The sequence below is a fragment of the Bradyrhizobium sp. BR 1432 genome (assembly GCF_051547705.1).
Taxonomy (GTDB): domain Bacteria; phylum Pseudomonadota; class Alphaproteobacteria; order Rhizobiales; family Xanthobacteraceae; genus Bradyrhizobium; species Bradyrhizobium zhanjiangense.
Window position 1 is genome coordinate 3,507,242 of record NZ_JBPUGF010000003.1, and the last position, 23,871, is coordinate 3,531,112.

The 23,871-nt window shown below is 60.5% G+C and carries 19 protein-coding genes and 2 pseudogenes; 5 read left to right on the forward strand and 16 right to left on the reverse strand.

Features of this window, described 5'->3' with window-relative positions:
• Positions 1-211: 211 nt before the first annotated feature.
• The 3 genes from ACSKB8_RS16820 to ACSKB8_RS16830 form a co-directional block, all read right to left on the reverse strand.
• A complete protein-coding gene (locus ACSKB8_RS16820; RefSeq protein ID WP_438105317.1) occupies positions 212-391 on the reverse strand; it encodes a hypothetical protein in 180 nt (59 codons plus the stop codon).
• Positions 392-696: 305 nt separating this feature from the next.
• Positions 697-2,283: a PAS domain-containing sensor histidine kinase gene (locus ACSKB8_RS16825; protein WP_438105319.1), complete on the reverse strand. Its 1,587-nt coding sequence runs from the start codon at positions 2,281-2,283 to the stop codon at positions 697-699.
• A 65-nt stretch (positions 2,284-2,348) separates the two neighbouring features.
• Positions 2,349-2,570: a hypothetical protein gene (locus ACSKB8_RS16830; protein ID WP_438105321.1), complete on the reverse strand. Its 222-nt coding sequence runs from the start codon at positions 2,568-2,570 to the stop codon at positions 2,349-2,351.
• A 789-nt stretch (positions 2,571-3,359) separates the two neighbouring features.
• On the opposite strand from ACSKB8_RS16830, the gene ACSKB8_RS16835 reads away from it, so the two are divergent.
• The gene (locus tag ACSKB8_RS16835) at positions 3,360-3,782 is read left to right on the forward strand and encodes a hypothetical protein (protein ID WP_438105323.1); all 423 of its coding nucleotides are present in this window, start codon (positions 3,360-3,362) and stop codon (positions 3,780-3,782) included.
• Between the two features lie 1,114 nt (positions 3,783-4,896).
• Here ACSKB8_RS16835 and panC read toward each other — a convergent pair.
• From panC to ACSKB8_RS16890, 11 genes and pseudogenes are all read right to left on the reverse strand, one after another.
• Complete coding sequence (gene panC, locus ACSKB8_RS16840) at positions 4,897-5,745, reverse strand: pantoate--beta-alanine ligase (RefSeq protein ID WP_211404812.1); 849 nt, start codon at positions 5,743-5,745, stop codon at positions 4,897-4,899.
• 2 nt (positions 5,746-5,747) lie between these two features.
• Positions 5,748-6,547: pseudogene (gene panB, locus ACSKB8_RS16845) on the reverse strand (3-methyl-2-oxobutanoate hydroxymethyltransferase).
• A 133-nt stretch (positions 6,548-6,680) separates the two neighbouring features.
• Positions 6,681-7,094: an aspartate 1-decarboxylase gene (locus ACSKB8_RS16850; protein WP_438105325.1), complete on the reverse strand. Its 414-nt coding sequence runs from the start codon at positions 7,092-7,094 to the stop codon at positions 6,681-6,683.
• Positions 7,095-7,820: 726 nt separating this feature from the next.
• Positions 7,821-8,300 (reverse strand): 3-hydroxyacyl-CoA dehydrogenase family protein, encoded by a 480-nt coding sequence (locus tag ACSKB8_RS16855; RefSeq protein ID WP_438105327.1) that lies wholly within the window; start codon positions 8,298-8,300, stop codon positions 7,821-7,823.
• Between the two features lie 171 nt (positions 8,301-8,471).
• Positions 8,472-9,491, reverse strand: coding sequence for a branched-chain amino acid ABC transporter permease (locus tag ACSKB8_RS16860; protein ID WP_438105329.1), 1,020 nt, complete (start codon positions 9,489-9,491; stop codon positions 8,472-8,474).
• 2 nt (positions 9,492-9,493) lie between these two features.
• A complete protein-coding gene (locus tag ACSKB8_RS16865; protein ID WP_438105331.1) occupies positions 9,494-10,372 on the reverse strand; it encodes a branched-chain amino acid ABC transporter permease in 879 nt (292 codons plus the stop codon).
• Positions 10,373-10,627: 255 nt separating this feature from the next.
• Positions 10,628-11,341, reverse strand: coding sequence for an ABC transporter ATP-binding protein (locus ACSKB8_RS16870; RefSeq protein WP_438105332.1), 714 nt, complete (start codon positions 11,339-11,341; stop codon positions 10,628-10,630).
• Positions 11,338-12,134: pseudogene (locus tag ACSKB8_RS16875) on the reverse strand (ABC transporter ATP-binding protein). Before ACSKB8_RS16875 ends, ACSKB8_RS16870 begins: the two are co-directional and overlap by 4 nt.
• Before the next feature lie 197 nt (positions 12,135-12,331).
• On the reverse strand, positions 12,332-13,432 hold the full coding sequence (locus tag ACSKB8_RS16880; RefSeq protein ID WP_438105333.1) for an NADH:flavin oxidoreductase: 1,101 nt from the start codon (positions 13,430-13,432) through the stop codon (positions 12,332-12,334).
• 515 nt (positions 13,433-13,947) lie between these two features.
• Positions 13,948-14,748: an SDR family NAD(P)-dependent oxidoreductase gene (locus ACSKB8_RS16885; RefSeq protein ID WP_438105334.1), complete on the reverse strand. Its 801-nt coding sequence runs from the start codon at positions 14,746-14,748 to the stop codon at positions 13,948-13,950.
• Between the two features lie 59 nt (positions 14,749-14,807).
• Positions 14,808-15,386, reverse strand: coding sequence for a TetR/AcrR family transcriptional regulator (locus ACSKB8_RS16890; protein WP_438105335.1), 579 nt, complete (start codon positions 15,384-15,386; stop codon positions 14,808-14,810).
• Between the two features lie 212 nt (positions 15,387-15,598).
• Here ACSKB8_RS16890 and ACSKB8_RS16895 point away from each other — a divergent pair, with 212 nt between their 5' ends.
• From ACSKB8_RS16895 to ACSKB8_RS16910, 4 genes are all read left to right on the forward strand, one after another.
• Positions 15,599-16,702: an efflux RND transporter periplasmic adaptor subunit gene (locus tag ACSKB8_RS16895; protein WP_438105336.1), complete on the forward strand. Its 1,104-nt coding sequence runs from the start codon at positions 15,599-15,601 to the stop codon at positions 16,700-16,702.
• Entirely contained in the window at positions 16,702-19,812 is a 3,111-nt protein-coding gene (locus ACSKB8_RS16900) for an efflux RND transporter permease subunit (protein ID WP_438105337.1), read from the forward strand. The genes ACSKB8_RS16895 and ACSKB8_RS16900 overlap by 1 nt, the downstream gene beginning before the upstream one ends.
• Before the next feature lie 60 nt (positions 19,813-19,872).
• Positions 19,873-20,187, forward strand: coding sequence for a DUF3551 domain-containing protein (locus ACSKB8_RS16905; protein WP_438105338.1), 315 nt, complete (start codon positions 19,873-19,875; stop codon positions 20,185-20,187).
• A gap of 216 nt (positions 20,188-20,403) precedes the next feature.
• A complete protein-coding gene (locus ACSKB8_RS16910; RefSeq protein ID WP_438105339.1) occupies positions 20,404-21,564 on the forward strand; it encodes an iron-containing alcohol dehydrogenase in 1,161 nt (386 codons plus the stop codon).
• Between the two features lie 142 nt (positions 21,565-21,706).
• On the opposite strand, the gene ACSKB8_RS16915 is transcribed toward ACSKB8_RS16910, so the two are convergent.
• Both ACSKB8_RS16915 and ACSKB8_RS16920 read right to left on the reverse strand, forming a co-directional pair.
• Complete coding sequence (locus ACSKB8_RS16915; protein ID WP_438105340.1) at positions 21,707-22,870, reverse strand: lactate 2-monooxygenase; 1,164 nt, start codon at positions 22,868-22,870, stop codon at positions 21,707-21,709.
• A 20-nt stretch (positions 22,871-22,890) separates the two neighbouring features.
• The gene (locus ACSKB8_RS16920) at positions 22,891-23,835 is read right to left on the reverse strand and encodes a ketopantoate reductase family protein (RefSeq protein ID WP_438105341.1); all 945 of its coding nucleotides are present in this window, start codon (positions 23,833-23,835) and stop codon (positions 22,891-22,893) included.
• Positions 23,836-23,871 lie beyond the last annotated feature (36 nt).

Sequence of the window (23,871 nt, forward strand, 5' to 3'; positions counted from 1 at the left end):
ACTGCGGTGCCGGCCGGCGACGTGCTCGGCGAGACGTCGCTCTGGTGCGACCGCTCGGGCAAGCTCTGGTGGATCGACATCGACCGACAGCTTCATCAATCCTTGAGCAGGACTGCTCCGGGAGGAAGAGAAACCCAGGGTTCTATACCATCCGTTCGTAGCCATCAGAGGGAGAGACCGCAAAGTGCAGCATGCTTTATCACGACAAGACCTAGTTGCTACCATAGGCAGTTGCGCTGCTGAACGTATGATTATTCCCCTGTGCATTGTCCTGCTTCTTAACGGCTGGATCGCCTGCTGGGAATATGCTGTCATAGATCGCGCGCGCCTCTCGGATGAGACGATCTCGTTCGCGCTCCGATTTTGAAACAAATCGAATGACTTCGCTCATGTTTGCTCCAGACAAGCCGAGCGCGCAAGCCCCTAGCGCAACCCTCGGTCACGTTGATGTATCCATCACCCTCCATCGCGCGCGACTGAGGCTCAGAGAGTGTCATTGTATCAAGTAGGCCGTCACTTGTTATTTTCAAGTTACTGGTCACGACAACGTTACGCCAAACGGTCGACAGCGAGGGGCAGCGGCCGCCAAAGCTGGCTTTAGACCTGATTGAATTTGCGCCGATATCCGGCCTTCAATTCACGCCAACGGTAGACTGGGTGATCCAGTAGTCCGGGCAGAGTCTAGCAGCCCGACGGTTAAGCGCGCTGCTCTCCGACACATGGCTCGCGATCGGGTGCAGGCAGGATGAACGATAAACGCGCCCCTCCCGAGAGATCGACGTTTTCGGCGTGAATGCACCCGCCGTGCGCCTCGACTATCGAGCGACAAATCGGAAGCCCCATTCCCATGCCTTCTTGTTTAGTCGTAAAGAAACTGTCGAATAGGTGGACAAGGTAGTTGGGATGGATACCGGGACCGGTATCTTCCACGATGCATGAAATCTTGTCGTCCACGACATTCGTTCGAATCGTAATTTTTCGCCGAGAACAATCTCGTTGTCCCATCGCTTGCACCGCGTTGATAATCAAGTTGACAATCACTTGTTGGAGTTGCGTTCGATCCGCAAGGACAATGGGTGATTCAGCAGACGGGTGATGGACTACAGTGACCGAGCGCGCCTGTAGTTCGTATCGAACGAAGAGGAGCGCCTCTCGGATTATGTCATCGAGGGATACTGGATTGCGCTCAGGCGCGCGATGCGCAGCCATGGAGCGGAGTCTCGCAATAACATCGGCAGCGCGACGTGCATCTTCCATGATCCATTTGATCGATTCTCGCGCCCTGTCGATTTCCGGCTGATCCGTTTCAAGCCACCGCAAACCGGCATCTGCATTCGCGGCAATGGCCGCAAGCGGTTGGTTCACTTCGTGAGCGATGGAAGCCGTGAGTTCGCCCAGCATGGAAACGCGAGCCGCATGCGCAAAATCGCTCTGCAGACGCTGCAACATCTCCTGAGCTCGATTGCGCTCCGTAATATCGATAACGGCGACCATGCTCGTCCATCCACTGAGGTCAGGCGGATAGGCGATCGTGAAGAGTGCATCGAAAACACTGCCATCGATCCGGCGCAGCTTGCATTCAGTCCAGTAATGAGGTTTATGCGCGATGCCGCTCAGCACCGCTTCGGTGAACGCGTTAGTGCTTTCGTCGGGCCAAAAAGGTCTGAGATTACCGAGCACCCCCTCCTTATTGCCTCTACCAAAAAGGACTACCGTGTGATCGTTAACGTCCGCCACACGGGCCGCCGTCATTAATTCGATGACGACCTGCGGGTTATCCAGGAAGTACTTTCTGAAATCCGAGACACCGGATTTTCTTAGCGTCCGCAATCTCTGATTTACGTCCGAGAAATCCAGCTCCCAAAAGGAAACTGACAAGGCTTGGAACAGATTCCGATAGCGAGCTTCACTGAGCCTCAATTCTTGTTCGACGCTCTTATCTTCGACTTTCCGACCAGTCTCCACCAGGTGGATGGGGCAACCCGCCCGATCGTAATGCACCGATAGCCGAGCGTGCACCGACATTTGCTTGCCGTGCGCCGATTTTCGCTTGACCTCTCCTTCCCATCGACCGGTCGCGATGCAACTCGCTTCGAGATCGCCAGCCGATGTAGGATATTCACTGTCAAGAAGAGAGTCTGCCAACTGGCCGATGGCAACCTCACGAGAGTAACCGTACAAGGTCTCCGAGGCTTTATTCCAAGCTCTTATGCGGCCATTAAAGTCGCGAACGAAGACGGCTTGCTCGACATGATCAAGTATTTCGAAGGACTCAGATGTCATTTTAACACCGTGAGTTCGCTTTTGCGCTGCCCCGGCTAAGGCCAGCCAGTTAGTTCATCAGCGCATTAGCTCAACGATTCCATGGCAAACTTCTGCACCCACCGCGCTGCTGCGCTGAAACCATCGCCGTCCGAGGGCCGCCGGTGATGGTTACGTAGACCGTTGAATCGACCGCGACGAGAATATTCCTGCTCGGCGGATGCCCAATAGCGCCCCGCCTCATCACCATGACTCATCGGAGTATCACCCCTGACCGGTTGTTGGAACGACAGAGCGGTGATTGCCATCGGCAAGCTTCTCCTTGAATGGAACCATGCCGGTTAGTTGATCAGCGGGCTCGCTTAGAAAAGCTCTTTCTCAATCGAGAGGAACGTGTCTGCGGCCCACGAAACCGAAACAGGCAACACAACTGATGCAGCGATCGCGATCGATAAATGCAAACAAGCCTCGACGTTAACGTTCTGCGGGCTTCTGACCACCAACTTTAGCACGCCAGCTGATTCCCACCAATAACGTCCGGAATTTCAGGGACGCTAACCGGCTCTAAGCGAAAAGTCTCTCTCCCCGAGTATTTTGCGCCGCAAACTTTCTTTGGGACGCCACCTTCGCTGCTGATTGTTTCACCCTCTCCTAGCGATTGTAGGACTTTCGCCAGTGCTGAACGTTCCTCAGGTGCCGGCGAACGAGTAGCATAAAGCTCGCCTGTAGGCTTGCTTTGGCGCCGTCCTTCAACGTGGAGCGCAGGCGCCATACGGCGGCACTGCTTGCCTAGAAGCGCATTTTCCGCAAAGCTTAACATGTCTGATTGCCCGATCGGGAAACCCAGCCAGGATGGGACTCTCCCTCATGGGGCAACTCATGTTCGACACGGCAACCACCGCGCTTTTGCGCGCGGTTCTCGACGAAGTCTGCGAAAGCGTCTCGCGCCGCGAAATCGGAGCACGTACTGACGTTGCGGGGAAGATCCTGGAGACCGCCACCAGTGGCGAGGTGTCGCCCGATGTCCTGAGGCAGGTCGGCCGTGAAGCCTGTCCCGCGCACCCACGATGTGGCGCTGATCGATCTGGAGTGGGGGCGTGAACTTCCAGGTTACGGTCCTGAAGATTCTGGTGAGCTATCCCGATGGCTTCGCCGTCATGGAGGACCTCAAGCGGGACATGGCCATCCTGGCGACCAGCGGCCGCGATTGGGCGGACCGGACCAAGCTCCTTGCGGCGCGGGTGCCCGGCCTCGATATCTTTTCGCAAAGACTTGTCGAACGCATAAGCGGAGGGTGGATGATCACGGCCAAGGGCCGGGACGTGCTCGAATTCATGGAAGCCCGCCCGGCCGCGCCTGAATCGGTTCAAGAGACTTCCATGGATAAGACTACCGGATGGGTGTCCACGGCAGCGCCGGTTCCTCCACTGCGGCAGCCCCCTGACCGTGCGAAGCGGCGGCGCGAAAGCCGCGAGCGTCGTCGGGAGGCTCGCGAACGAGCGAGGGCGAACGCTTCCTGAGGAAAGACCGGGACGCTAAGAAAGAAGCACAGTTGTGCACCGGTCCTACAGAGGCGGTAAGGCGCGAAAGGCGGAGGATGGAAGTCGAACCCGCGCGGCATCGGCAGGGGTGACCGCGCGCCGGCCCGCACCACGCCCAGTACCCCACATTTGAATGGGAGACCCGTTTCCGCCGACGAGAGCACCCGCCGTTTTAGGCCCGTTCGGAAGCGGTCGATGAGGACGCAGGGCGTTGGGAGGACAGTCAGTTCTACGATCGCAGGAGACTTGCCGCAGAGCGAGCATCGAGCGAAGGCACTCAGCGAGCCTCCCGCTGTGCACTTTGCGACCTCGACGGAGCAAGGCGACCTTGAGAGCCCAGGTAGTCACCTGGCCGACGATCGAGTGGAGCTCTCAAGCTTCTGGGCTGCTCGGGAATCCTCGAGGTGCTGCGTGTTCGGGCCGTAACCAGCTGCAGATGCTTCATCTTGCCCCGCGGCATCGATCTGGCCTTGCAAAGAGCGCGGACAGCATAGGCTCGGACGTAGTCAAAAGCGTCTGACATGATCTTCGTAAACGCCAGTTTTCGCCTATAGTTCTGCAACGTTGGAGAGGATTGGAGATCTGCCCGGGTCGCCTGTTTTGGAACCTCGGGGCCCGCCCAGTGCTGGGATCTCTCACGGGGAGCGCAGGCCTTCGCGGCGACGTGTTGTGCTCCCGCGGAGCAGCGAACGGCGGCGAGTCGAGTTGTCGACAATACGGCTATCGCGGCGACATTCACCCGACGCAAGACCGAAATTCCCTTAGAGGCTCCAGACGCGCTGACAACTGCCTTTGCGGAAGACCCAACGAAAGTTCAGCAGTGGAATTCATTCAGTGAAGACGTCGCGTTTCGGCCCGGCACACTCGCTAACGTGGTCAAAGACTTGTCCGCATTCCTAATGCCTCAGGCGTCGGCGGCGCGCTCGCTCTGTGAAACAAGCTCGGCGTGAATGGGCAGTTCGCTCGTGACCACATGTAGCGGGCTTCCCTACGACACGATCCCTTCAGCCGCCCCACGAAGGTGAGGACGGCCTACGGGAGGCGCTTCGCGTCGGACAGCTTCTATCAAGACGATTCTTTCGCCTCCGTCGCGCTACGGAGTTGGCTGAAGGATCACGTTGTCTATAAGCCTCGTCGAGCCGACATAGGCCGCCACGCACAGTGCCGCGGGGCGGCGCAGCGGACTTGCGGCGGGCTTGAGCGTGTCGCCGTCGACGAGCTCAAGGTACTGCAGCCGATCGACCGTTTCCAAATGCCTCTTGGCGATTGCAATCAGCTTGTCCACATTCCGCTCTCCCAAGCGGAACTCCTCTGCCGCAGCGAATAGTCCACGACTGATGGCGAGGGCCCGCCCTCGGTCTTCCTCGCTGAGATACCGGTTGCGGCTGCTCATCGCGAGACGGTCCGCTTCCCGAACGGTCGGCACGGTAACGATCTCGATCGGCATATTCAGATCGATGGCCATCCGACGCACGACCGCACACTGCTGAAAATCCTTTTGCCCGAAGAACGCGACGTCCGGCTGTACCATGTTGAACAGCTTGCTTACGACCGTCGCGACCCCACGAAAATGTCCCGGCCTGAAAGCGCCGCAGAGCGGCTTTGCGAGCTCGCCTGGTTCGATAAAGGTCTCAAATTGAGCCGGATAGACTTCCTTTGCACCCGGCGCGAAGACGATCGCAACACCGGCATCGCGGCACAGTTTTTCATCGCGCTGGAAGTCGCGCGGATACGTGCTTAGATCCTCGTTTGGCCCGAACTGAGTGGGATTGACGAATATGCTAACCACGGTGACGGCGCATTGCGCCCGGCTGGCCTCGATCAGTGCCAAGTGGCCGTCGTGCAGATAGCCCATTGTCGGTACAAATCCGACACGTTTGTCGGCTCTGCGAGCCTCTGCGAGAGCGTGGTGAACCTCGGCGACCGTCGTGATTGTCTGCATTGCTACGATTCTCTTAAAGATCGGTTTGAAGGCGCCCAGTTTGCGATCGTCTCGCCTATGCCTTCGGGAAGCCGATACGCCTCTTGCGGCGCTGGGAATGTACCGCTGCGGACATCGGCAACCCAACGGGACAGCGCCTCCTGCAATACCCGAAAGCCGTCGGCGTAGGTACGAACGAATCTTGGGACATGGCCTTCAATCAAGCCAACCACGTCGTGGAACACCAACACCTGCCCCGAACAACCAGGGCCTGCGCCAATCCCGATGGTAGGTATCCTCAGCGTTTCTGTCGCTCGCGCAGCGAGCTCGGCTGGGATGCCTTCCAGGACCAGAGCGAAGCAGCCGGCCTCCTGCAGGCGATGGGCGTCGTCGAGCAGGCGCAAGGCGTCATCGGCCTTGCGGCCCTGCACTTTGAAGCCACCCATTGCGTTGACGCTCTGTGGGTCAAGCCGAGATGACCCATAACCGGAATCTCGCACTCGACCAGGGCACGTATCATTTCTACGCGTTTGGACCCGCCCTCGAGCTTTACGGCGTCAGCGCCACGCTGCAAGAAGCCTCCGGCGTTGCGTATCGTGTCCTCTGGACTGAGGTGAAAGCTCAGAAATGGCATATCAGCCACGAGCAAGGCTCGAGGTCTCGAACGCGCAACCGCCTCAAGATGATGATTCATCATCGCCATGCTTACGGGCAGCGTATTGTCGAATCCGAGGCAGACGTTGCCGACGCTGTCTCCGACAAGGATCATATCCACGATGGGATCCGCAATGCGTGCAGTGACCGCATCATAGGCGGTCGTCATCACGAGGCGCCGCCCCTCGTCCTTCCACAGTTGCAGCCTTGGAAGCGTGACCCGCTCGACCGCTGCTTCCGACGTGTGGCTCATTTCCGATCCCTATCCCTTCAATCGGCCTTAGTTCGAAGCGGTATGGGTTTCACGCGCCTGCCTCACCTAGGATTGCGAAGCAACAGCGCTCCGCACCATCGCGCGTGACCGAATAGGTCATGCGTTCGGAAATGTCGTTGTTGCCATCGAAGATAAGAATTTTGGAGCTCAGCCCGACGATCTGCGCCTCGTCCACGTAGGTCGAACTGCAGACGATGATCTGGTCGCCTACTTGGCAGGTGCGCGCGGCGGCGCCGTTTAGGACGCAACAACGCGAGCCGGGCGCACCAAAAATTACATATGTCGAAAGTCGTGCCCCGGAGTTCTTATTCCAGATCTCCACGAATTCCATGGGCAGAATGCCTGCCTCATGGCATTGATCCGGATCGAGAGTGATTGAGCCGTGATAGTGAAGATCCGTAACACGGATGCCATGCAGTTTGGCAGCGAGCACTTTTCTCATCTGAACAATCCGTTGAAAGTTGTACGCATCTGCGAATGTCATCGATTTCCTACAGACGGCAGTAAAAAATTGTCAACGGCAGCGAGAAAAAAGAAAGTCGCATCTCCAAAACCAAGGTGAACGCACCGAATCATCCAATGGTCGCGCGATCATTGAGGGATAACTTCTACTTCTCGTCCGAAGTCATCCGTTTTCGTCAGTGTCCGATCAGCAGGCGCGCCCTGCAAGAGGCCCGCGAGCTACCGCTTGCGACTGGAATCCCCTGAAGACAGCGGCACAGCCTTTCATCGCTGGCTGCAAGGAGCTCACTTGCCTCCACGCAGCATTCGATATCCGAGGGTCGCAGCCATGCGCGCTCGATGAGCGCTACATGACAATTTGCGTCGGACACCTGCTACAACGTTCTTGTGCATGCCCTATCCAGAAATGAATTCCATGAGGCGGACAGGGACGCCCCAGTTCAGGGCAAATGACTCACCGGCTGCATCCATTGGGAGGCGACCGATAACGACTAACCTAAGTCCGATACATGATTGGCTTGAGAGTCGGATTCACGCCCACTTCTGTTCCCACAAGAGTGGCGCATTGTTTCATATCGATTGCTAACATACTCGAACCTCTATGGCTGGCGATACGTGCGCGGGCCAGCCTCATTCCACCACCTGCGAAGCTTAGGAATAGCCAACGCCAGGAAATCAAGACTTCCAGTGCCTAATGGATGTGACATTATTGATAGTCATAGAACCCTCGACCGCTCTTCACGCCAAGGCGGCCCTCAGAGATCATCTTCTTCAGTAAAATGCGTGGCCCCTCGGGCAGGCCGAGCCGATGCTGAGCATAATTCTCTTCAATGCTAAGCACCACGTCCAGTCCCACCGCGTCCATGAGGCGGAACGGGCCCCGCTGCGAACCCGTGGCTTGACTGTAAATGGCATTCACTACCTCCGCCGACGCGACACCCTCCGATACCACGGCCAGCGTCTCGCGTTTGAGCGCGGCCCAGATTCGGTTGAAGATGAAGCCCATGCTCTCGCGCTGCACCACGTAGGGCGTCAGGCCATAGCCGGGCAGCACGTCGACCAGCAGTTGGATCACAGCCGGGTTGGCGTGGCCGCACGACATCACAATTCCACGGGCGTGATGCCGGGCGGCATGAGGAAGTGCATATTTAGCCGCCGACAAGGCGTCGGCAGTCTGTAAATTCACCCACGTCTTCGTCGACGCCGCTCCAAACCGAGTGCATGACCCAGCACGTTCGTACCCTTACCTTCCAATGAGCAATATCATCGCGGCCAGAAGCAGCAGGACGCCGGCGCCGGGCGCGATGATCCAGAAGGTCTCGTCTCTAAGAGTTATGCGAACGCCTATGCCGCGACCCTAGTCTTTCGTTCGTCTTGGGAGCAGATTCTGGGAAAGTAGAGTGACCTGCCTGGCTCCGTGCGGTACGAGATAGATGACGAGGAACAGGAGCACGCCGAACACCGCTCCTGAGAGGCCTTTGGAGATTCCTTCCGCGATATTCGGCACGAATATGATGAAGGCCGCGCCTACGATCGAGCCAGGCAGCCAACCGACCCCGCCGACCACCATCCCGAGGAACAGCGAGATGGCGAGCGTGAAAGTGAAGCTGTCTGGCGCAACGAACTGCACGGCGATGGCGCCGAGCGAGCCGGCGACACCGGTGATGCCGGCGGACACCCCGAAGGCCAAGGTCTTGTAGAGTGCGACGTCGACGCCCATCGCCGAGGCCGCGATCTCGTTGTCGCGGATCGCCATGAAGGCGCGGCCTGAGCGGGAGCGCAGCAGGTTCACCGAGAAGATGTAGATCGCGAGCACGATCGCGAGAGTAAAGTAGTAAAACCAGGTATCTTGGCTTAATGGAATGCCGAATGGAGCATCCGGTTTGGTCACGATAAGGCCCTGCACGCCGCCGGTCCAATGCTCCAAAACATGCAGCTTGAGGAGCTGAGGCATGGCTGTCGCGAGGGCGAAGGTCGCAAGCGCAAGATAGACACCGGAAAGCCGCAGCGCCGGCTGGCCGAACAGGAAGCCGACCGCGAAACAGATGACCCCAGCGATCGGCAAGGTCAGCGCGTAGTTGACGTTGAAGTGCTCCATCAGCACCGCGGTCGTGTAGGCCCCGACGGCGTAGAATGCGCTCTGGCCGAGCGAGAACTGACCCGAGCCGCCGGTCAGGATGTTCAGCGCCAGCACCGCGAGCCCGTAGATCAGGAGCATCGTCATCTGGAAGATGATGAAGTTCTTGGCGAATACGGGCACGATGAGAAGTGCGGCGAGGACCACCAGCGAGGTGGTCGTGCCCAGCGTCATGGCCCGCTTCGGAACGGCCTCGACCGCCTGATGGCCTTCCGCGACGACTTCTTCTGCAGCGCTCATGATCAAACTCGCTTGACGATGGGCCGGCCGAACAGGCCAGCGGGTTTGACGACCAGGACGGAAATGATCAGCGCGAGCGCGATCGGGAGCTTCAGTTCATTGCCGACGCCGGGGATGAAGGTGCCGGCGAGGTTCTCGAAGATGCCCATCAGGAAGCCGCCGACCACGGCGCCGAACGGGCTGGTCAGCCCGCCGAGCACCGCGGCGGCGAAGCCGTAGATCAGCACGCCTCCCATCATGTTGGGCTCCAGGAACACGACTGGAGCGATCAGCATGCCGGCGATGGCGCCGATGGCGGACGCCATGCCCCAGCCGAGCGCAATCATCCAGGATGTGTTGATGCCGACGAGGCGGGCCGATTCCGGCAGCGCCGCCGCCGCCCGCATCGCGAGGCCGATCCGAGTGTACTGGAAGAAGAAGAACAGCCCGATCAGCAGCAGGAGGGTGACGCCGATCATGCCGGCCTGGTGGGTCGAGATGAGCTGGCTGCCCAGGAACGGCGCGGAGCCGAACGGGGTCGGATATTGCTTGATGGTGAAGTCCCAGATCAGGCCGGCACACGAGTTGATGATCGCGAACAGTGCGATGAAGCCGGCGACGTTGGTCAGGATCGGAGCCTTGGCGAGCGGCTTGAACAGGACCCGCTCGATCACAATGCCGCCGGCGAAGGCGAAGACCAGCGTGATGACGAAGGCGGCCCAATAGGGCACGCCCCACTGCATCAACTGCCAGGAGACGAAGGTCGCGAACATCGCCATCTCGCCCTGCGCGAAATTGAGATGGTCGATCGCCTGGTAGATCATGACCACGGCGAGCGCCATGCAGGCATAGATCGCGCCCGTGGCGATGCCAGCCAGGACCTGGTTGGTGAACAGCTCCATTGTCCCGGCTCCCTAAAACTTGCCCGATTGGGGTTGAACTGCAGGCGTTGGAGGTCCACCTCTCCCTTAGGGAGAGGTCGCGCCCAACGGGTCGCGCCGAAGGCGCGCCCGATGACAGGCTCCGGCGCGGGTGAGGGGTTACGGTCTCTCGTCGGAGCTGCGGCCCCTCACCCGATTTGCTGCGCAAATCGACCTCTCCCCTGCGGGGAGAGGTGTACGGAGAGCGCGGATAATTCCTTGCCATCATCCGCTCCCTCAGTAACCCAGATAGGATTTGCGGATGTCTTCGTTGTTCGCGATGTCCTTGGCGTTGCCCGACATCACGATGCGGCCGGTCTCGATCACATAAGCCTGGTCGGCGAGTTCGAGCGCGAGCTGGGCATTCTGTTCGACCACCAGGATCGACACCTTGTCCTCGCGGTTGATCTTGCCGAGGATGCCGAACAGGTCGCGCACCACCAGGGGCGCAAGGCCGAAGGAGGGCTCGTCCAGCAGCATCAGCCGCGGCCGCAGCATCAGGGCGCGGGCGACCGCGAGCATCTGCTGCTCGCCGCCGGAGAGCGTGCCGGCCTGCTGGTTGTGGCGCTGCTTCAGCACCGGGAAATGCGCATACATGCGCTCGATGTCCGAGACGATGCCGGCGCTGTCCTTGCGGGTGATCGCCCCGAGCTGGAGGTTCTCCTCCACCGTCATGTTAGTGAAGGTGCCGCGGCCCTGCGGTACATGGGCGATGCCGAACCGCACGATGTTCTCGGTCGAGCGGTTGTTCAGCGGCTTGCCGTCGAACTCGATCGCGCCGGTCGAGCGCACCATGTTGCAGATCGCGCGCAGCGTCGTGGTCTTGCCGGCGCCGTTGGCCCCGAGCAGCGTCGTCAGCGATCCCTCGTTGAGCGAGAAGGACAGGCCATGGAGCGCCTGGACCTGCCCGTAATAGGCGCGCAGATCCTTGACGTTGAGCAGTGTCGTCATTGGTTCTTGCTCCCGAGATAGGCCTTGATGACGTCGGGGTCCGCCTGCACCTGGGCGGGGGTGCCTTCCGCGAGCTTCTTGCCGAAATTGAGCGCGACGACATGGTCGGCAATCGACATCACGAGGCCCATATGGTGCTCGACCAGCAGCACGGTCATGTGGCGCTCATCGCGGATCCGGCGGATGAGGTCGCCCAGCACATAGACTTCCTCATGATTGAGGCCGCCGGCCGGCTCGTCGAGCAGCAGGATCTTCGGGTCGGCCGCCAGCGCACGCGCCAGCTCGACCCGCTTCTGCGTGCCGAAGGGCAGGCCGGAGACGATGGTGTGCGCGACGTCCTCGAGGTCGAGATAGGCGAGGATCTCGTGCACCTTCTTGTTGACGTCGGTCTCACTGCGCCGGAGCCAGGCGAGCCGCAAGGAGTCGCTGATGATGTCGCTGGAGGTCTTCGAATGGGCGCCGACGCCGACATTGTCCATCACCGACAGGTTCGGAAACAGCGCCACGTTCTGGAAGGTGCGGCCGATGCCGATCTCGGCGATCCGGTGCGGCGGCCTCGACAGGATGCTCACGCCTTCCATCAGGATGTCGCCGGACGACGGCTGATAGAGCCGCGAGAGGCAATTGAAGAGCGTGGTCTTGCCGGCGCCGTTGGGCCGATCAATCCGAGGATCTGGCCCTTGTGCATGTTGAAGGACACGCCGTTGAGCGCGATGATGCCGCCGAACACGACGCTGACGTCGCGAACCGCGAGCAGGGGCGATGTACCCTGCGCGAGCTGTGCCTGCGTCATCTCATCTCGCCTTTGTCGTTCGGCGACTTGGTGGGCGACCACGCTCCGCAACGACAACGGCTATCCGATCCCCTCCGCTTCTCGCGCACTTTTCCCTCCTAATTGCGTCATTGTTTTTTTGGGATTTGATGTCGCAACTTGGGCGGCATCTCCTCCAATCCTCGGCTGCTCTACAGATCTATCAACGCGTTTGATGTTCAGCTCAAGGTTGCAAATGCAGACCGATCGAAAGCCATCAGCTCATCGGCTCGTCCGTCACGAACCTTCAAGAGCCATTGCGGATCCTGAAGTAGCGCCCGGCCAACGGCCACGAGATCGAATTCCTCTCGGTCCAGACGACAGATCAATTCGTCCAAGGATGCCGGCCGCGAACTCTCTCCGCCGTATGCGGCGATGAACTCACCCGTCAGCCCCACTGAGCCGACCGAAATCGTCGGCAAGCCAGTCACCTTTTTCGCCCACCCGGCGAAATTCAGATCCGAGCCCTCGAATTCCGCCTCCCAGAAACGCCGCTGCGAGCAATGGAGAATGTCAACACCGGCTTCACGCAGAGGCATCAACCACGCCTCCAATTCGCGCGGCGTGCTGGCGAGCTTTGCGGCGAAGTCCTGCTGCTTCCACTGGCTGATCCGAAGCAATATCGGAAACTCAGCGCCGACCGATTTACGCACCGCGCGCACTATATCGGCGGCGAAACGCGCTCTCCCGGGTAGATTTCTGCCGCCATACGCATCTTCTCTGCGATTGGTCCCTTTCCAGAAAAATTGGTCGATCAGATAGCCGTGCGCTCCATGCAGCTCGATGGCATCGAAATTCGAACGCTTGGCGGCAAGAGCGGCATCCGCGAAAGCCCGAATGGCGTCCGCTATATCCGCATCGCTCATCGGAACGCCCAGATTCTTCTCAGGTCGCGAAAGACCCGAAGGGCTGTCGTAGGCGCCTGGAGGCTGCCAGTTTTTTTCGCGCGTGCGGACGGCGCCGACGTGCCAAAGCTGGGGCGCCATCAGTCCGCCGGCATCGTGGACTTCGTCCACGACGCGACGCCAGCCGGCGAGTTCCTGTACGCCGTGAAACCTAGGCACGTTCGGGTCGTTCAAAGAAGCCGGGCGATCAACCCCTGTCCCCTCCGAAATGATAAGTCCGACGGCGCCTTCGGCCCGGCGGCGGTAGTACTGCGCTACGTCTGCGGTAACAATGCCATTTGGAGAGAACGAGCGGGTCATCGGCGCCATAACGACGCGATTTGGCAGGTTCAGCCCCTTATAAGTGAACGGCCGGAAAAGAACGTCGATCGCCATTTGCGTTCCAGACTCGCTCTAACCTAGCGAAGTTCGGTGCGAGCGATCGATCTCGCGGTTGCGATTTGGAGTGTGCTCATCGACGATCATCACCTTCCCCCCGTTTTGGCGAATTCTTGAATCGGCTCGTTTTTCAAGGAGTAATTCACCCCCACGAGTTCTTGCGCCCAGCGATCCGAGCTGAAGCCAAATGCTTATACAGTTCTAAATAAGAACTGTCAACGATGCGTAATCTAGCTTCCGTCTTACGGAGCTTTTCGTTAGGCGCTATAGCTAAGTTCTTTTAGGGAATTTTTTGATCGCGATTGGCTGATCTTCCAAGCGATTTCGACTGCGCTGGTCGGGGCGTTGTGCACGGTCTCACGAACCTGTTCTTCGGCGCTCTTCAAGACCGCTTGCGCGAAACGCGGGTCATTTCACAGCTCGCGACGGTTCAAGGCGCCGATTGCGGCCCCCGCCAAGAGGCAAGAACCGATGCTAGTTCGACAAGCGCCCACAAGCAGCCGCTCCAGGCGTCAGGCGTCCATTATTCTCTTCATCGTGGCCCTTTGCATTGATCGCGGTGTCACACGATTTGAAAAGGCGGCCATCTTATTCGACAGGCCCGCGACCACCATAGCCTTTCGTTGCAGCAGTGCCCGAATTCCGCTCGCGGCGACCGGACGCGGCTTCATGGTGAGGAGGCGCAGCACGGCCGATGTGGTTGCGCCGGCTGCCGCATCAAAGCCTGTCGCGGTGTGCCCTGGGCAGAGACTGGTAACGACCACACCATGCGGGCGGAGTTCGTCATGCAGAGCCTCGCCAAAGGCCAGCACATAAGCCTTGGTCGCCGCATAGGCCGCATAGCTGGGAACGGCCTGGAAGGCCAGAAGACTGGCGATGAGAAGGATATGTCCGGATCGCCGCTGAGCCATGTCGCGGCCGAAAAGATGGGTCAGCTCTGTGAGCGTCGTGATGTTGAGCTGGATCATGTTCGCGGTCTGCTCGATCGGCGTGTCCAAAAAATCGCCGTGCAAGCCGAATCCGGCATTGTTCACTAAGATGTCGATCGCCACCGACCTCGCGTCGAGACTGCTTTTCAGGCGGCTGGCCGCGCCCGGCGCGGCAAGATCGATCGCCTCGACCAGCACATCCACCCCGTATTTGCTGCGGAGATCGGAGGCAAGCTTTTCCATCGACTCTCGCCGTCGAGCCGCCAACACGAGATTGACTTTCTGCGCCGCCAGGAGATCTGCGAATTCAACGCCGAGGCCACTCGACGCCCCCGTGACCAGCGCCCATTTTCCGGCGAAGTTGTCCGTTGCTTCTTTCGACATCGTTCTCTTTCCAATTTGATCAGCGAATGGACTCGTGCAGATTCACGCCGCCCATCCTTTCAAGCGGCAGCGGCGTCTCGAACCTGTTTCGCCGCGGCATCCAGAACGGCCTGAGCCAGACCGGGGTCGTTGATGACGCGAGATAGCGTCACCGCGCCAACCATCGTCGCGAGAATGGCCATGGCCTTGCTACGGGAAATCTCGTCGCCAGCCCCGGCGAGAAAGCGATCGAGTACGTCGAGATGCGCATTGATTCCTGCTTCGAATTCCGCCTTCACCTCGGGGCCCTGTCGAGCGGCATCCGAACCGAGTGCCACGATCGGGCAGCCATCCATCTTCTCTCCGCGATGGTCGCCACTGAGGTAGAATGCAATCACGGCGCCGAGTGGATCGTCAGGATGTGCCGCGGCCGCGTCTGACCATCGGCCGGATGCGCTCTCCAATGCGCGCCTGGACGCCTCCACCGCCAGATCCTCTTTTGATGCGAACTGCTTGTAGAAGGCGCCTTGGGTTAGCCCGGCCCCCTTCATCAGGTCCTTGAGGCCGATGCCATCAAAGCCGCGCTCCCTGAAGAGGCGGCTGGCCACATTGATGACGGTTTGGCGGTTCTCGGCCGCCTGAGTGCGACTCACTCGCATCGCGGGTCTCCATTTGGATTTCGTTCGACCTCTATAGCCAATATAGAAGTCAGTTGCAATCTATCAATCCAGCCCGCCGGATTTCGCGTCCCAGGAGCCAAGTCCCCAGCTTTCGCGATCACGCTCCCGTGATCATCTCGAATTTAGATTGCGATCGAAATCTAACGTGTATATAGAGGTCACACGAAATCTAAATTTCGAAGGAGACGGTCATGAAAAGGGGTGTTGCGGTGCTCGCCGGTATTCTGGTCCCAGCCGGGGTGGCGACCATCGTTGCTCTTGCGCTTCCCTCCCATGAAGCCTCCGCGATCAGCGACCCCAGGCAGGAGCCCCCGATGGTCCGCCTGGTGACGGCCACGCGGGTCAGCGGATCTGAACGTGGTTTCACCGGGACCGTCGGCGCGCGCGTGGAAAGCAATCTCGGGTTTCGCGTCGCAGGGAAGATCGTCGAACGACTCGTGAATGTCGGTGAGCAGGTCAAATCCGGGCAGCCGCTGATGCGGATCGACGAAACCGATCTACGTCTGGCAGTCGCAGCGAAGCGCAACGCAGTCGTCGCTGCGCGTGCGGTTGTCGTTCAGACCGACGCCGACGAGCGGCGCTACGCCAATTTGGTGAACGACGGATGGACGTCAAAGCAGCGCTACGAGCAGGCGAAGGCCGCATCGGACACTGCCAAGGCGCAGCTTGCCGCAGCGGAAGCCGAAGCAGGGGTCGCCGAGAACCAGGCGACCTATTCCGTCCTGGTGGCGGACGCCGACGGAACGGTCACCCAAACGCTGGGTGAGCCCGGCCAAGTCGTCGCCGCCGGCCAGGCGGTGGTTCGGCTGGCACAGTCCGGTCCTCGCGAAGCTGTGGTGGCGCTTCCCGAAACGACCCGGCCGGCGATCGGATCGCTCGCCGAGGCGAGCCTATATGGGAGCGACGGGCGCCGCTTTACCGCGCATCTGCGCCAGTTGTCGGATTCCGCCGATCCCCAGACCCGCACTTATGAGGCCCGCTACGTGCTCGATGGTGACGCCGCGGCGGCACCGCTAGGCGCGACGGTCACCATTCGGCTTGCAAGCCAGGATCATCAGCCGGACGTCCAGGTGCCGCTCGGAGCCGTGCTCGATGACGGCAGAACGACCGGCGTTTGGGTCTTCGACAGCGCGAACTCGACCGTACGCTTGCAGCCCGTCAAGCTTCTGCGTGTGACCAGCGAAACGGCCGTTATCTCCGGATCGAACTCCGGTGACCAGATTGTTTCCCTGGGCGCTCATCTTCTGCACGAGGGCGCTCGCGTCAGGACCGCGTCGGAAAACAGGAGCAACTGATGAGCTTCAATCTCTCCGCCCTCGCCGTTCGTGAGCGGGCCGTCACCCTGTTCTTCATCCTCCTGCTGGCAGCTGCGGGCGCCTACGCCTTCTTCATGCTCGGGCGGGCCGAGGATCCGTCCTTCACCATCAAGACCTTGACGGTCACGACGGTTTGGCCGGGCGCGACGGCACGCGAGATGCAGGACCAGGTCGCCGAGCCCCTGGAGAAGCGAATTCAGGAACTGACCTGGTATGATCGGGTGGAGACGACGACGCGGCCCGGTTATGCTTACATGACGGTGACGCTGAAGGACAGCACGCCGCCGTCGAGCGTGCAGGAGGAGTTTTATCAGGCCCGCAAGAAGCTGGGAGACGAAGCGCGCAAGCTGCCCTCTGGCGTGCTCGGCCCCTTCGTCAACGACGAATATTCGGACGTGAGCTTCGCGCTTTATGCGCTCAAGGCCAAGGGCATGCCGATGCGCGAGCTCGCAAGACAAGCCGAGACCATCCGTCAGGAGCTCCTGCACGTGCCCGGCGTCAAGAAGATCAATATCCTCGGTGAGCGTCCCGAACAGATCTTCGTCGAATTTTCCTATGCCAAGCTGGCAACCCTCGGCGTATCGGCAACGGATATCGTTGCTGCCTTGCAGCGGCAGAACACGGTGACACCGGCAGGATCGATCGACACCAAGGGACCGCAGGTCTTCATCCGGGTCGACGGCGCTTATGACAGCGTCCAGGCGATCGCCGACACGCCGATCGTCGCTGCCGGGCGGACGCTGAAGCTGTCCGACATTGCCGAGGTCCGCCGCGGCTACGAGGATCCCCCCACCTACATCATCAGGCACCAGGGCGAGCCCACGATCATGCTCGCAGCGGTGATGCAGGAGGGCTGGAATGGTCTGGCGCTAGGCAAGGCGCTGGAGGAGAAGTCCGCGGCGATCGCTCGGACACTGCCGCTCGGGATGACGCTGGCCAAGGTCAGCGATCAGGCCGTCAACATCACCTCGGCGGTCGACGAATTCATGATGAAGTTCGCGATGGCGCTCGGCGTGGTGCTGCTGGTGAGCCTGCTCAGCCTCGGCTGGCGTGTCGGCATCGTCGTTGCGGCGGCCGTGCCCCTGACGCTCGCCGTCGTGTTCCTTATCATGCTGGAGACCGGCCGGTTCTTCGACCGCATCACGCTCGGCGCCCTCATCCTGGCGCTCGGTCTTCTCGTCGACGACGCCATCATCGCCATCGAGGTGATGGTGGTGAAGATGGAAGAAGGCATGGACCGCATCTCGGCCGCGGCCTACGCGTGGAGCCACACCGCGGCGCCGATGCTGTCCGGAACGCTCGTGACGATCGCGGGCTTCCTGCCGGTGGGCTTCGCCCGCTCGACCGCAGGCGAATACGCCGGGAACATCTTCTGGGTCGTGGGTTTCGCCCTCATCGTCTCCTGGATCGTCGCGGTGATCTTCACGCCGTACCTTGGCGTCAAGATGCTGCCCGCGATCAAGCCGGTCGAAGGCGGTCACCAGGCGATTTACGGGACGCCCAACTATCAGCGCCTGCGCGGACTCATCACCCTCGCCGTCCGCCATAAGTTCCTGACCTGCAGCATCGTCGCCGTGGCCTTCGCGCTTTCCATCGTCGGCATGGGTGGCGTCAAGCAGCAGTTCTTCCCGACCTCCGACCGCCCGGAAGTGCTGGTGGAGGTTCGTCTGCCGGAAGGCACCAGCATCGAGACGACGACGGCCACCGTCGAGAAGCTCGAGCGTTGGCTGCACGATCAACCCGAGGCCAAGATCATCACGAGCTATGTCGGTCAGGGTGCGCCGCGCTTCTTCTTCGCGATGGCGCCGGAGCTGCCCGATCCGGCCTTCGCAAAGATCGTCGTCCTGACGCCTGACGCGGAGGCGCGCGAGGCTTTGAAGCACCGGCTCCGACAAACCGTGTCGCAGGGCCTTGCATCCGAGGCTAATGTGCGCGTCACTCAGCTCGTGTTCGGACCCTATACGCCGTTCCCAGTGGAGTTTCGTGTGATGGGTCCCGATCCCGCGCAACTGTACGCCATCTCTCAGAAGGCTCTCGAGGTCATGCGTGGCGTTCATGACGCGCGGCAGGCCAATCGGGATTGGGGCGATCGCACGCCTGTGCTTCGCTTCATCCCGGACCAGGATCGACTGAACCTGATCGGCCTGTCGCCGGCCGAGGTGGGCCGCCAGCTCCAGTTCCTCCTCACCGGCATCGCCGTGACGCAAGTCCGCGAGGACATCCGCAATGTCCCGATCGTGGCACGCAGCGCCGGTGGCGAGCGGCTCGATCCGGCGCGTCTGGCGGATTTCTCGCTGATGAGCCGCGACGGCCGCGCGATTCCGCTCGACCAGGTCGGTCATTCGGAAATCCGGCTCGAAGAGCCGATCATGAAGCGGCGCGATCGCACGCCGGTCGTCACCATTCGCTCCGATATCAATGAGGCGACCCAACCCCCGGAGGTCTCCAAGGAGATCAGGACGGCCCTCCAACCGCTGATCGCATCCCTGCCGGCCGGCTATCGAATCGAGCTGGGCGGATCGATCGAGGAAGCAACCAAGGCCAACGATGCATTGGCGACGATCTTCCCCGCCATGATCGCCGCGATGCTGATCGTCGTCATGCTGCAGGTGCGATCCTTCTCGACGATGGCCATGGTCATCCTGACAGGACCGCTCGGCCTCGTCGGGGTCGTGCCGGCATTGCTGATCTTCAATCAGCCGTTCGGGTTCAACGCGATCCTGGGCCTGATCGGATTGGCCGGCATCCTGATGCGCAACACTCTGATCCTGACCGAACAGATCAAGGAGAATCTTGCTGCCGGACTTGACGACTATCACGCCGTCATCGAGGCCACCGTGCAACGCACGAGGCCCGTGATCCTCACCGCGCTTGCTGCCGTGCTGGCCTTCATCCCGCTCACGCATTCCGTCTTCTGGGGATCGATGGCCTATACGCTCATCGGCGGCACGGCGGTCGGCACGGTTCTGATTCTGCTGTTCCTTCCCGCGCTTTATGCCGCGTGGTTTCGGATCAAGCCAAGCGCAGATGGGACGCATGCGGAAACGACGGAAGAAGCCCAAGCACGACCGGCAATGGCTGCCGAATAGAACTCGTCAACTCGTGAAGCGCCGCGACGACCAGATCCCAACGCGACGCACCATGGAATGATGCAACCGGCTGCGAAAGCGCGCTGCCCCTCGGCGCGCAAGAACAGACGACCGCCTAAGTGGAGACGACCTTTGAGCAAGCTATTCACCCTCCTCTCGATCGTCTTCGCCGGCCTCGCTGGCGCGGACTATCTGAGCGTTGCGCCGTCGGTCTCAACAAACGCCTATGGATACTGTCTCCAGGACAATTCGTCGGCCATGCGGACATGCAGCTTCGATACGCTCGAGCAGTGCATCGTCGTTATTTCTGGTCGCGGTGGGAGCTGCGCTCGCCATCCCTGGCCGGCGGAGCGGGCCGCTATGGCAGCGAACTGAACCAAAGGTGGGCGCTACGTGTTCTGGCCGAGCCGGCCTTTCTCGAAGCGTGGCTGGGCTGACCGACCGCTCGCACACGCGTCCGAACGGTTTCCGTCAGGATCACGCCGACAGCACGAACTCGCCTCGATCCGGCGCGAGAAAAGATGACCGTTGCGCCATGTAACTATTAATAATAAAGTGACTTACATTCAGAAAAGATCCAGGGGGAAACAAATGCGCAAGGTTGGGATACATAACTTTCCGGACATCGATCGTGTGGTATACGGCAAGCCTGCAGCCGAGGCTTTGAATGACGAAGCGGTGCGGCTGAATGCCAATCGCGTCTTCCTCTTGGTCAGCCGCACCTTGAATACGAAGACCGACGAAATCGAAAAGATCCGCCGCGCGCTCGGCAACAAGCATGTGGCGACCTTCGACGGAATTGCGCAGCACACGACCCGTAAGCAGGCCGCCGAGGTCGCACGTCAAGCGAAGGAGGCGCAGGCAGATCTTGTGGTAGCCGTCGGCGGAGGCTCTGCGGTCGACCTCGCGAAGATCGTCATCATGGCGATGGAACATGACATCTTCGATGAGGCAGGCTTCGACCCATTCGTTATGGGACCTGGCGTGCCCTTCTCTCCATTCCGCGCGCCTACAGTGCGGCAGATCGCAGTGCCGTCCACGCTGAATGGCGGCGAATACAATGCCGGCGCCCTCGTCACGGACGAGCGCACCAAGCTGAAGCAGATATACTTCCACCCCCAGATGTCACCGGTGGCGGTCATCCTTGATCCCGATCTGAGCCTTCATACGCCCATGAACCTGTGGATGGGGTCCGGGACGCGCTCGATGGATCACGGCATCGAAGCCCTGTGTTCGCCGACGGGCACGACATTGGCGGATGAAGTGGTCCTGGCGGGCATCCGTCTCTTGCGCGAGGGTATGCTCCGCACCTTGGAGCAACCGAATGACATGGAAGCGCGACGCCAATCGCAACAGGGCTCATGGCTCGCCGCCTTCGGTCTGCAGGCACGCGTTCCGATGGGGGCAAGCCACGGCATCGGACACGTGCTTGGCGGCACTTTCGATGTTCCTCACTATTACTGCACGCCCGTCATCATGCCGAGCCTTCTTCGGTACAATAAAGCCTTTACAGAGGATGCGCAGAAGCGCCTGGCGGCCGCCCTCGGCAGCCCCGATATGGAGGCTGGAGACGCCTTTGCTGGTTTCGTCAAAGCCCTCGGACTACCTACGCGTCTGGCTGACGTCGGCGTCGGCGAAGACAAGTTCGAGAAGATCAGCAAAATTGCGATCAATCACCGCTTCGTTCAGGCCAATCCGCGGCCGTTCAAGAGCGAAGCAGACATCATCGATCTCTTGCGAATGGCCGCCTAGCTGACCCGGCTTGCGCGACCTCCAGGGCTGCGTTGAGTGGGATCGGTAGAGGGTTGGCTTGCATCGGTTTGATGCAAGCCTGTTGCAGATGGCGATCTCGCGCGCCCCCCACAGGGCTATCCTGAAATTCCTCGCCCGCTGATCAGGCGACCGGTAGCAGCGCCGACGGCCGAAGATCGGCGATGCGAGGGTATCCATCGACGGCCATCAGCAAGTCCGCCTCGGCCAGAATGCATCGCAGCACGTGAACGATCCCCTCGACGCCGTCGAGCGCGAGTCCGTAAGCATAGGGCCGGCCAACGCCGACGGCCGTCGCGCCGAAGGCCAGAGCCTTGACAACATCCGTGCCTGAGCGAATTCCCGAGTCAAAAAGAACGGGCGTGTTTCCGGACGCTCTGACAATGCCGGGCAGCAGATCGACCGCTGCGATCCCGCCATTTGCCTGACGGCCGCCGTGATTCGAACAATAGATGCCATCGACGCCACCATCGATGGCACGTCGCGCGTCGTCGGGATGACAAATGCCCTTCACGATCAGGGGCAGTTTCGTCAACGAGCGCAACCAGGGAAGATCATCCCAGGTCAGAGGATGACCGAAGATCGTCCCCCACTTCATGATGGCAGCGGCAATGTCGTTCTCGGGCGGCTTGGCCAGACTGGCGCGAAATACGGGGTCCGAGAAATAGTTGGCGAGAGCATGCCCGCGGAGCTGGGGAAAATTGGCCTGATTGAGATCCCGAGGACGCCAGCCGGTCACCCACGTGTCCAACGTCACAACGATGCCCTTGAAGCCAGCAGCTTCCGCCCGATGAACGAGACTCTCGGCAAGCGCGCGATCGGTCGGCGTATAGAGCTGGAAGAAGCCCGGCGTCTCGCCGAACTCCGATGCAACCTGTTCGAGCGGCGCGTTGCTCAGGGTCGATGCAAGCATGGGCACGCCAAGCTTGCGCGCGGCCCTTGCCGTCGCAATATCGCCGCGTCCGTCCTGCGCGCACAAGCCAATGACGCCAATCGGGCACAGGAATAACGGTGTCGCAAGCCGCATTCCAAAGAGATCGACCGACATGTCACGCTGCGCAGCGCCGACGAACATGCGCGGGATCAGGCCCCAGTGTTCAAATGCGGATACGTTGAGATTCTGCGTATGCTCGTTTCCGCAGCCACCAGCCACATAGGATACGACCCACGGGGGCATCGCGGCATGAGCTCGTGACTCGAGTCCACGAAAATCGACAGGAAGCTTCGGCAGCACGCCGTGCAAGCCCGAACGATAGATTTCGAACTGGTAGCCGCCATAATCAACCACGCCGACCTCCCCTACCCGTGTCACTTTGCAGGATGCAGCCGCGGATGCTCGCGAGCCTGACGCGCTTCATAGGACTTCACATGGGCATAGGCGGTCCTGAGGAGGATCGGGACCTCGCCTGCACCGACGCGACCGAGAAGATCACCAAGAATATGATCGCCCTCGGTCGGTGCTCCCCGCTCGATATCGCGTGCCATGGATGCCATGACCGGAGAGCCCGGCGTTGTGAGAATGGAACGCACGCGCTCGATATAGGCCGGACGTGGTCCAAACCCCTGCCTGGCCGCAATAGCGCTGGCCTCGTCAAGCAGCCCGATCACCACGTCAGAGGCGCCGGCAGCTACGATGTCCCCCATCGAGGCGCGCATCAAGCAGGTCGCGCCGGCGATGGTGGCGATCATCACCCACTTCTCCCACATGCCCTGCAGAATGTCGTCGCTGAGCTCGGCGTCAAAGCCGGCACCCGACAAGGCGCCAACGATCTCAGGGCGACGTTCAGATCGCGTCCTGCTCTGTTCGCCGAAGCTCAGCGTGTTCAGATCCGTCATGTGCAAAATTTCGCCGTTGGCGGAAAGCGCCGCCGAGATGGCACACTGGCCGCCGAACACGTACTTTTCGCCGAACCTGGCGTTCAACACGTCGAGATGACGCATTCCATTCAACAGGGGTATGATGACGGAGTTCTTGCCCACCGCCGGAGCAAAAGACTCGATCGCGCCGTCAAGATCGTAGGCTTTGCAGCTTACGATGATAAGGTCGTATGAGCCATTCAGCCGGTCGGTTGTGATGGTCGGAGGCGACACCAGGTGCAGATCGCCGAGTTTGCTCTTGACCACCAGCCCACTTTTGGCGAGCGCTTCCGCGCGTTTGGGCCGGACCAGGAACGTGACGTTGCGCCCTGCTGCCAGCAGCCTTGCGCCAAAATATCCGCCCAGAGCGCCGGCTCCGATGACCAGTATCCGCAAGTTCATCTCCTCTTCAATGTGAATGATCGTCGTCTC

Excerpts from the sequence above, each read along its gene's own strand:
- ACSKB8_RS16820 (WP_438105317.1), bottom strand. The coding sequence starts at position 391 with ATGAGCGAAGTCATTCGATTTGTTTCAAAATCGGAGCGCGAACGAGAT.
- ACSKB8_RS16825 (WP_438105319.1), bottom strand. The coding sequence starts at position 2,283 with ATGACATCTGAGTCCTTCGAAATACTTGATCATGTCGAGCAAGCCGTC.
- ACSKB8_RS16830 (WP_438105321.1), bottom strand. The coding sequence starts at position 2,570 with ATGGCAATCACCGCTCTGTCGTTCCAACAACCGGTCAGGGGTGATACT.
- panC (WP_211404812.1), bottom strand. The coding sequence starts at position 5,745 with ATGCAGACAATCACGACGGTCGCCGAGGTTCACCACGCTCTCGCAGAG.
- ACSKB8_RS16850 (WP_438105325.1), bottom strand. The coding sequence starts at position 7,094 with ATGAGAAAAGTGCTCGCTGCCAAACTGCATGGCATCCGTGTTACGGAT.
- ACSKB8_RS16860 (WP_438105329.1), bottom strand. The coding sequence starts at position 9,491 with ATGAGCGCTGCAGAAGAAGTCGTCGCGGAAGGCCATCAGGCGGTCGAG.
- ACSKB8_RS16865 (WP_438105331.1), bottom strand. The coding sequence starts at position 10,372 with ATGGAGCTGTTCACCAACCAGGTCCTGGCTGGCATCGCCACGGGCGCG.
- ACSKB8_RS16870 (WP_438105332.1), bottom strand. The coding sequence starts at position 11,341 with ATGACGACACTGCTCAACGTCAAGGATCTGCGCGCCTATTACGGGCAG.
- ACSKB8_RS16880 (WP_438105333.1), bottom strand. The coding sequence starts at position 13,432 with ATGGCGATCGACGTTCTTTTCCGGCCGTTCACTTATAAGGGGCTGAAC.
- ACSKB8_RS16885 (WP_438105334.1), bottom strand. The coding sequence starts at position 14,748 with ATGTCGAAAGAAGCAACGGACAACTTCGCCGGAAAATGGGCGCTGGTC.
- ACSKB8_RS16890 (WP_438105335.1), bottom strand. The coding sequence starts at position 15,386 with ATGCGAGTGAGTCGCACTCAGGCGGCCGAGAACCGCCAAACCGTCATC.
- ACSKB8_RS16895 (WP_438105336.1), top strand. The coding sequence starts at position 15,599 with ATGAAAAGGGGTGTTGCGGTGCTCGCCGGTATTCTGGTCCCAGCCGGG.
- ACSKB8_RS16900 (WP_438105337.1), top strand. The coding sequence starts at position 16,702 with ATGAGCTTCAATCTCTCCGCCCTCGCCGTTCGTGAGCGGGCCGTCACC.
- ACSKB8_RS16905 (WP_438105338.1), top strand. The coding sequence starts at position 19,873 with ATGCAACCGGCTGCGAAAGCGCGCTGCCCCTCGGCGCGCAAGAACAGA.
- ACSKB8_RS16910 (WP_438105339.1), top strand. The coding sequence starts at position 20,404 with ATGCGCAAGGTTGGGATACATAACTTTCCGGACATCGATCGTGTGGTA.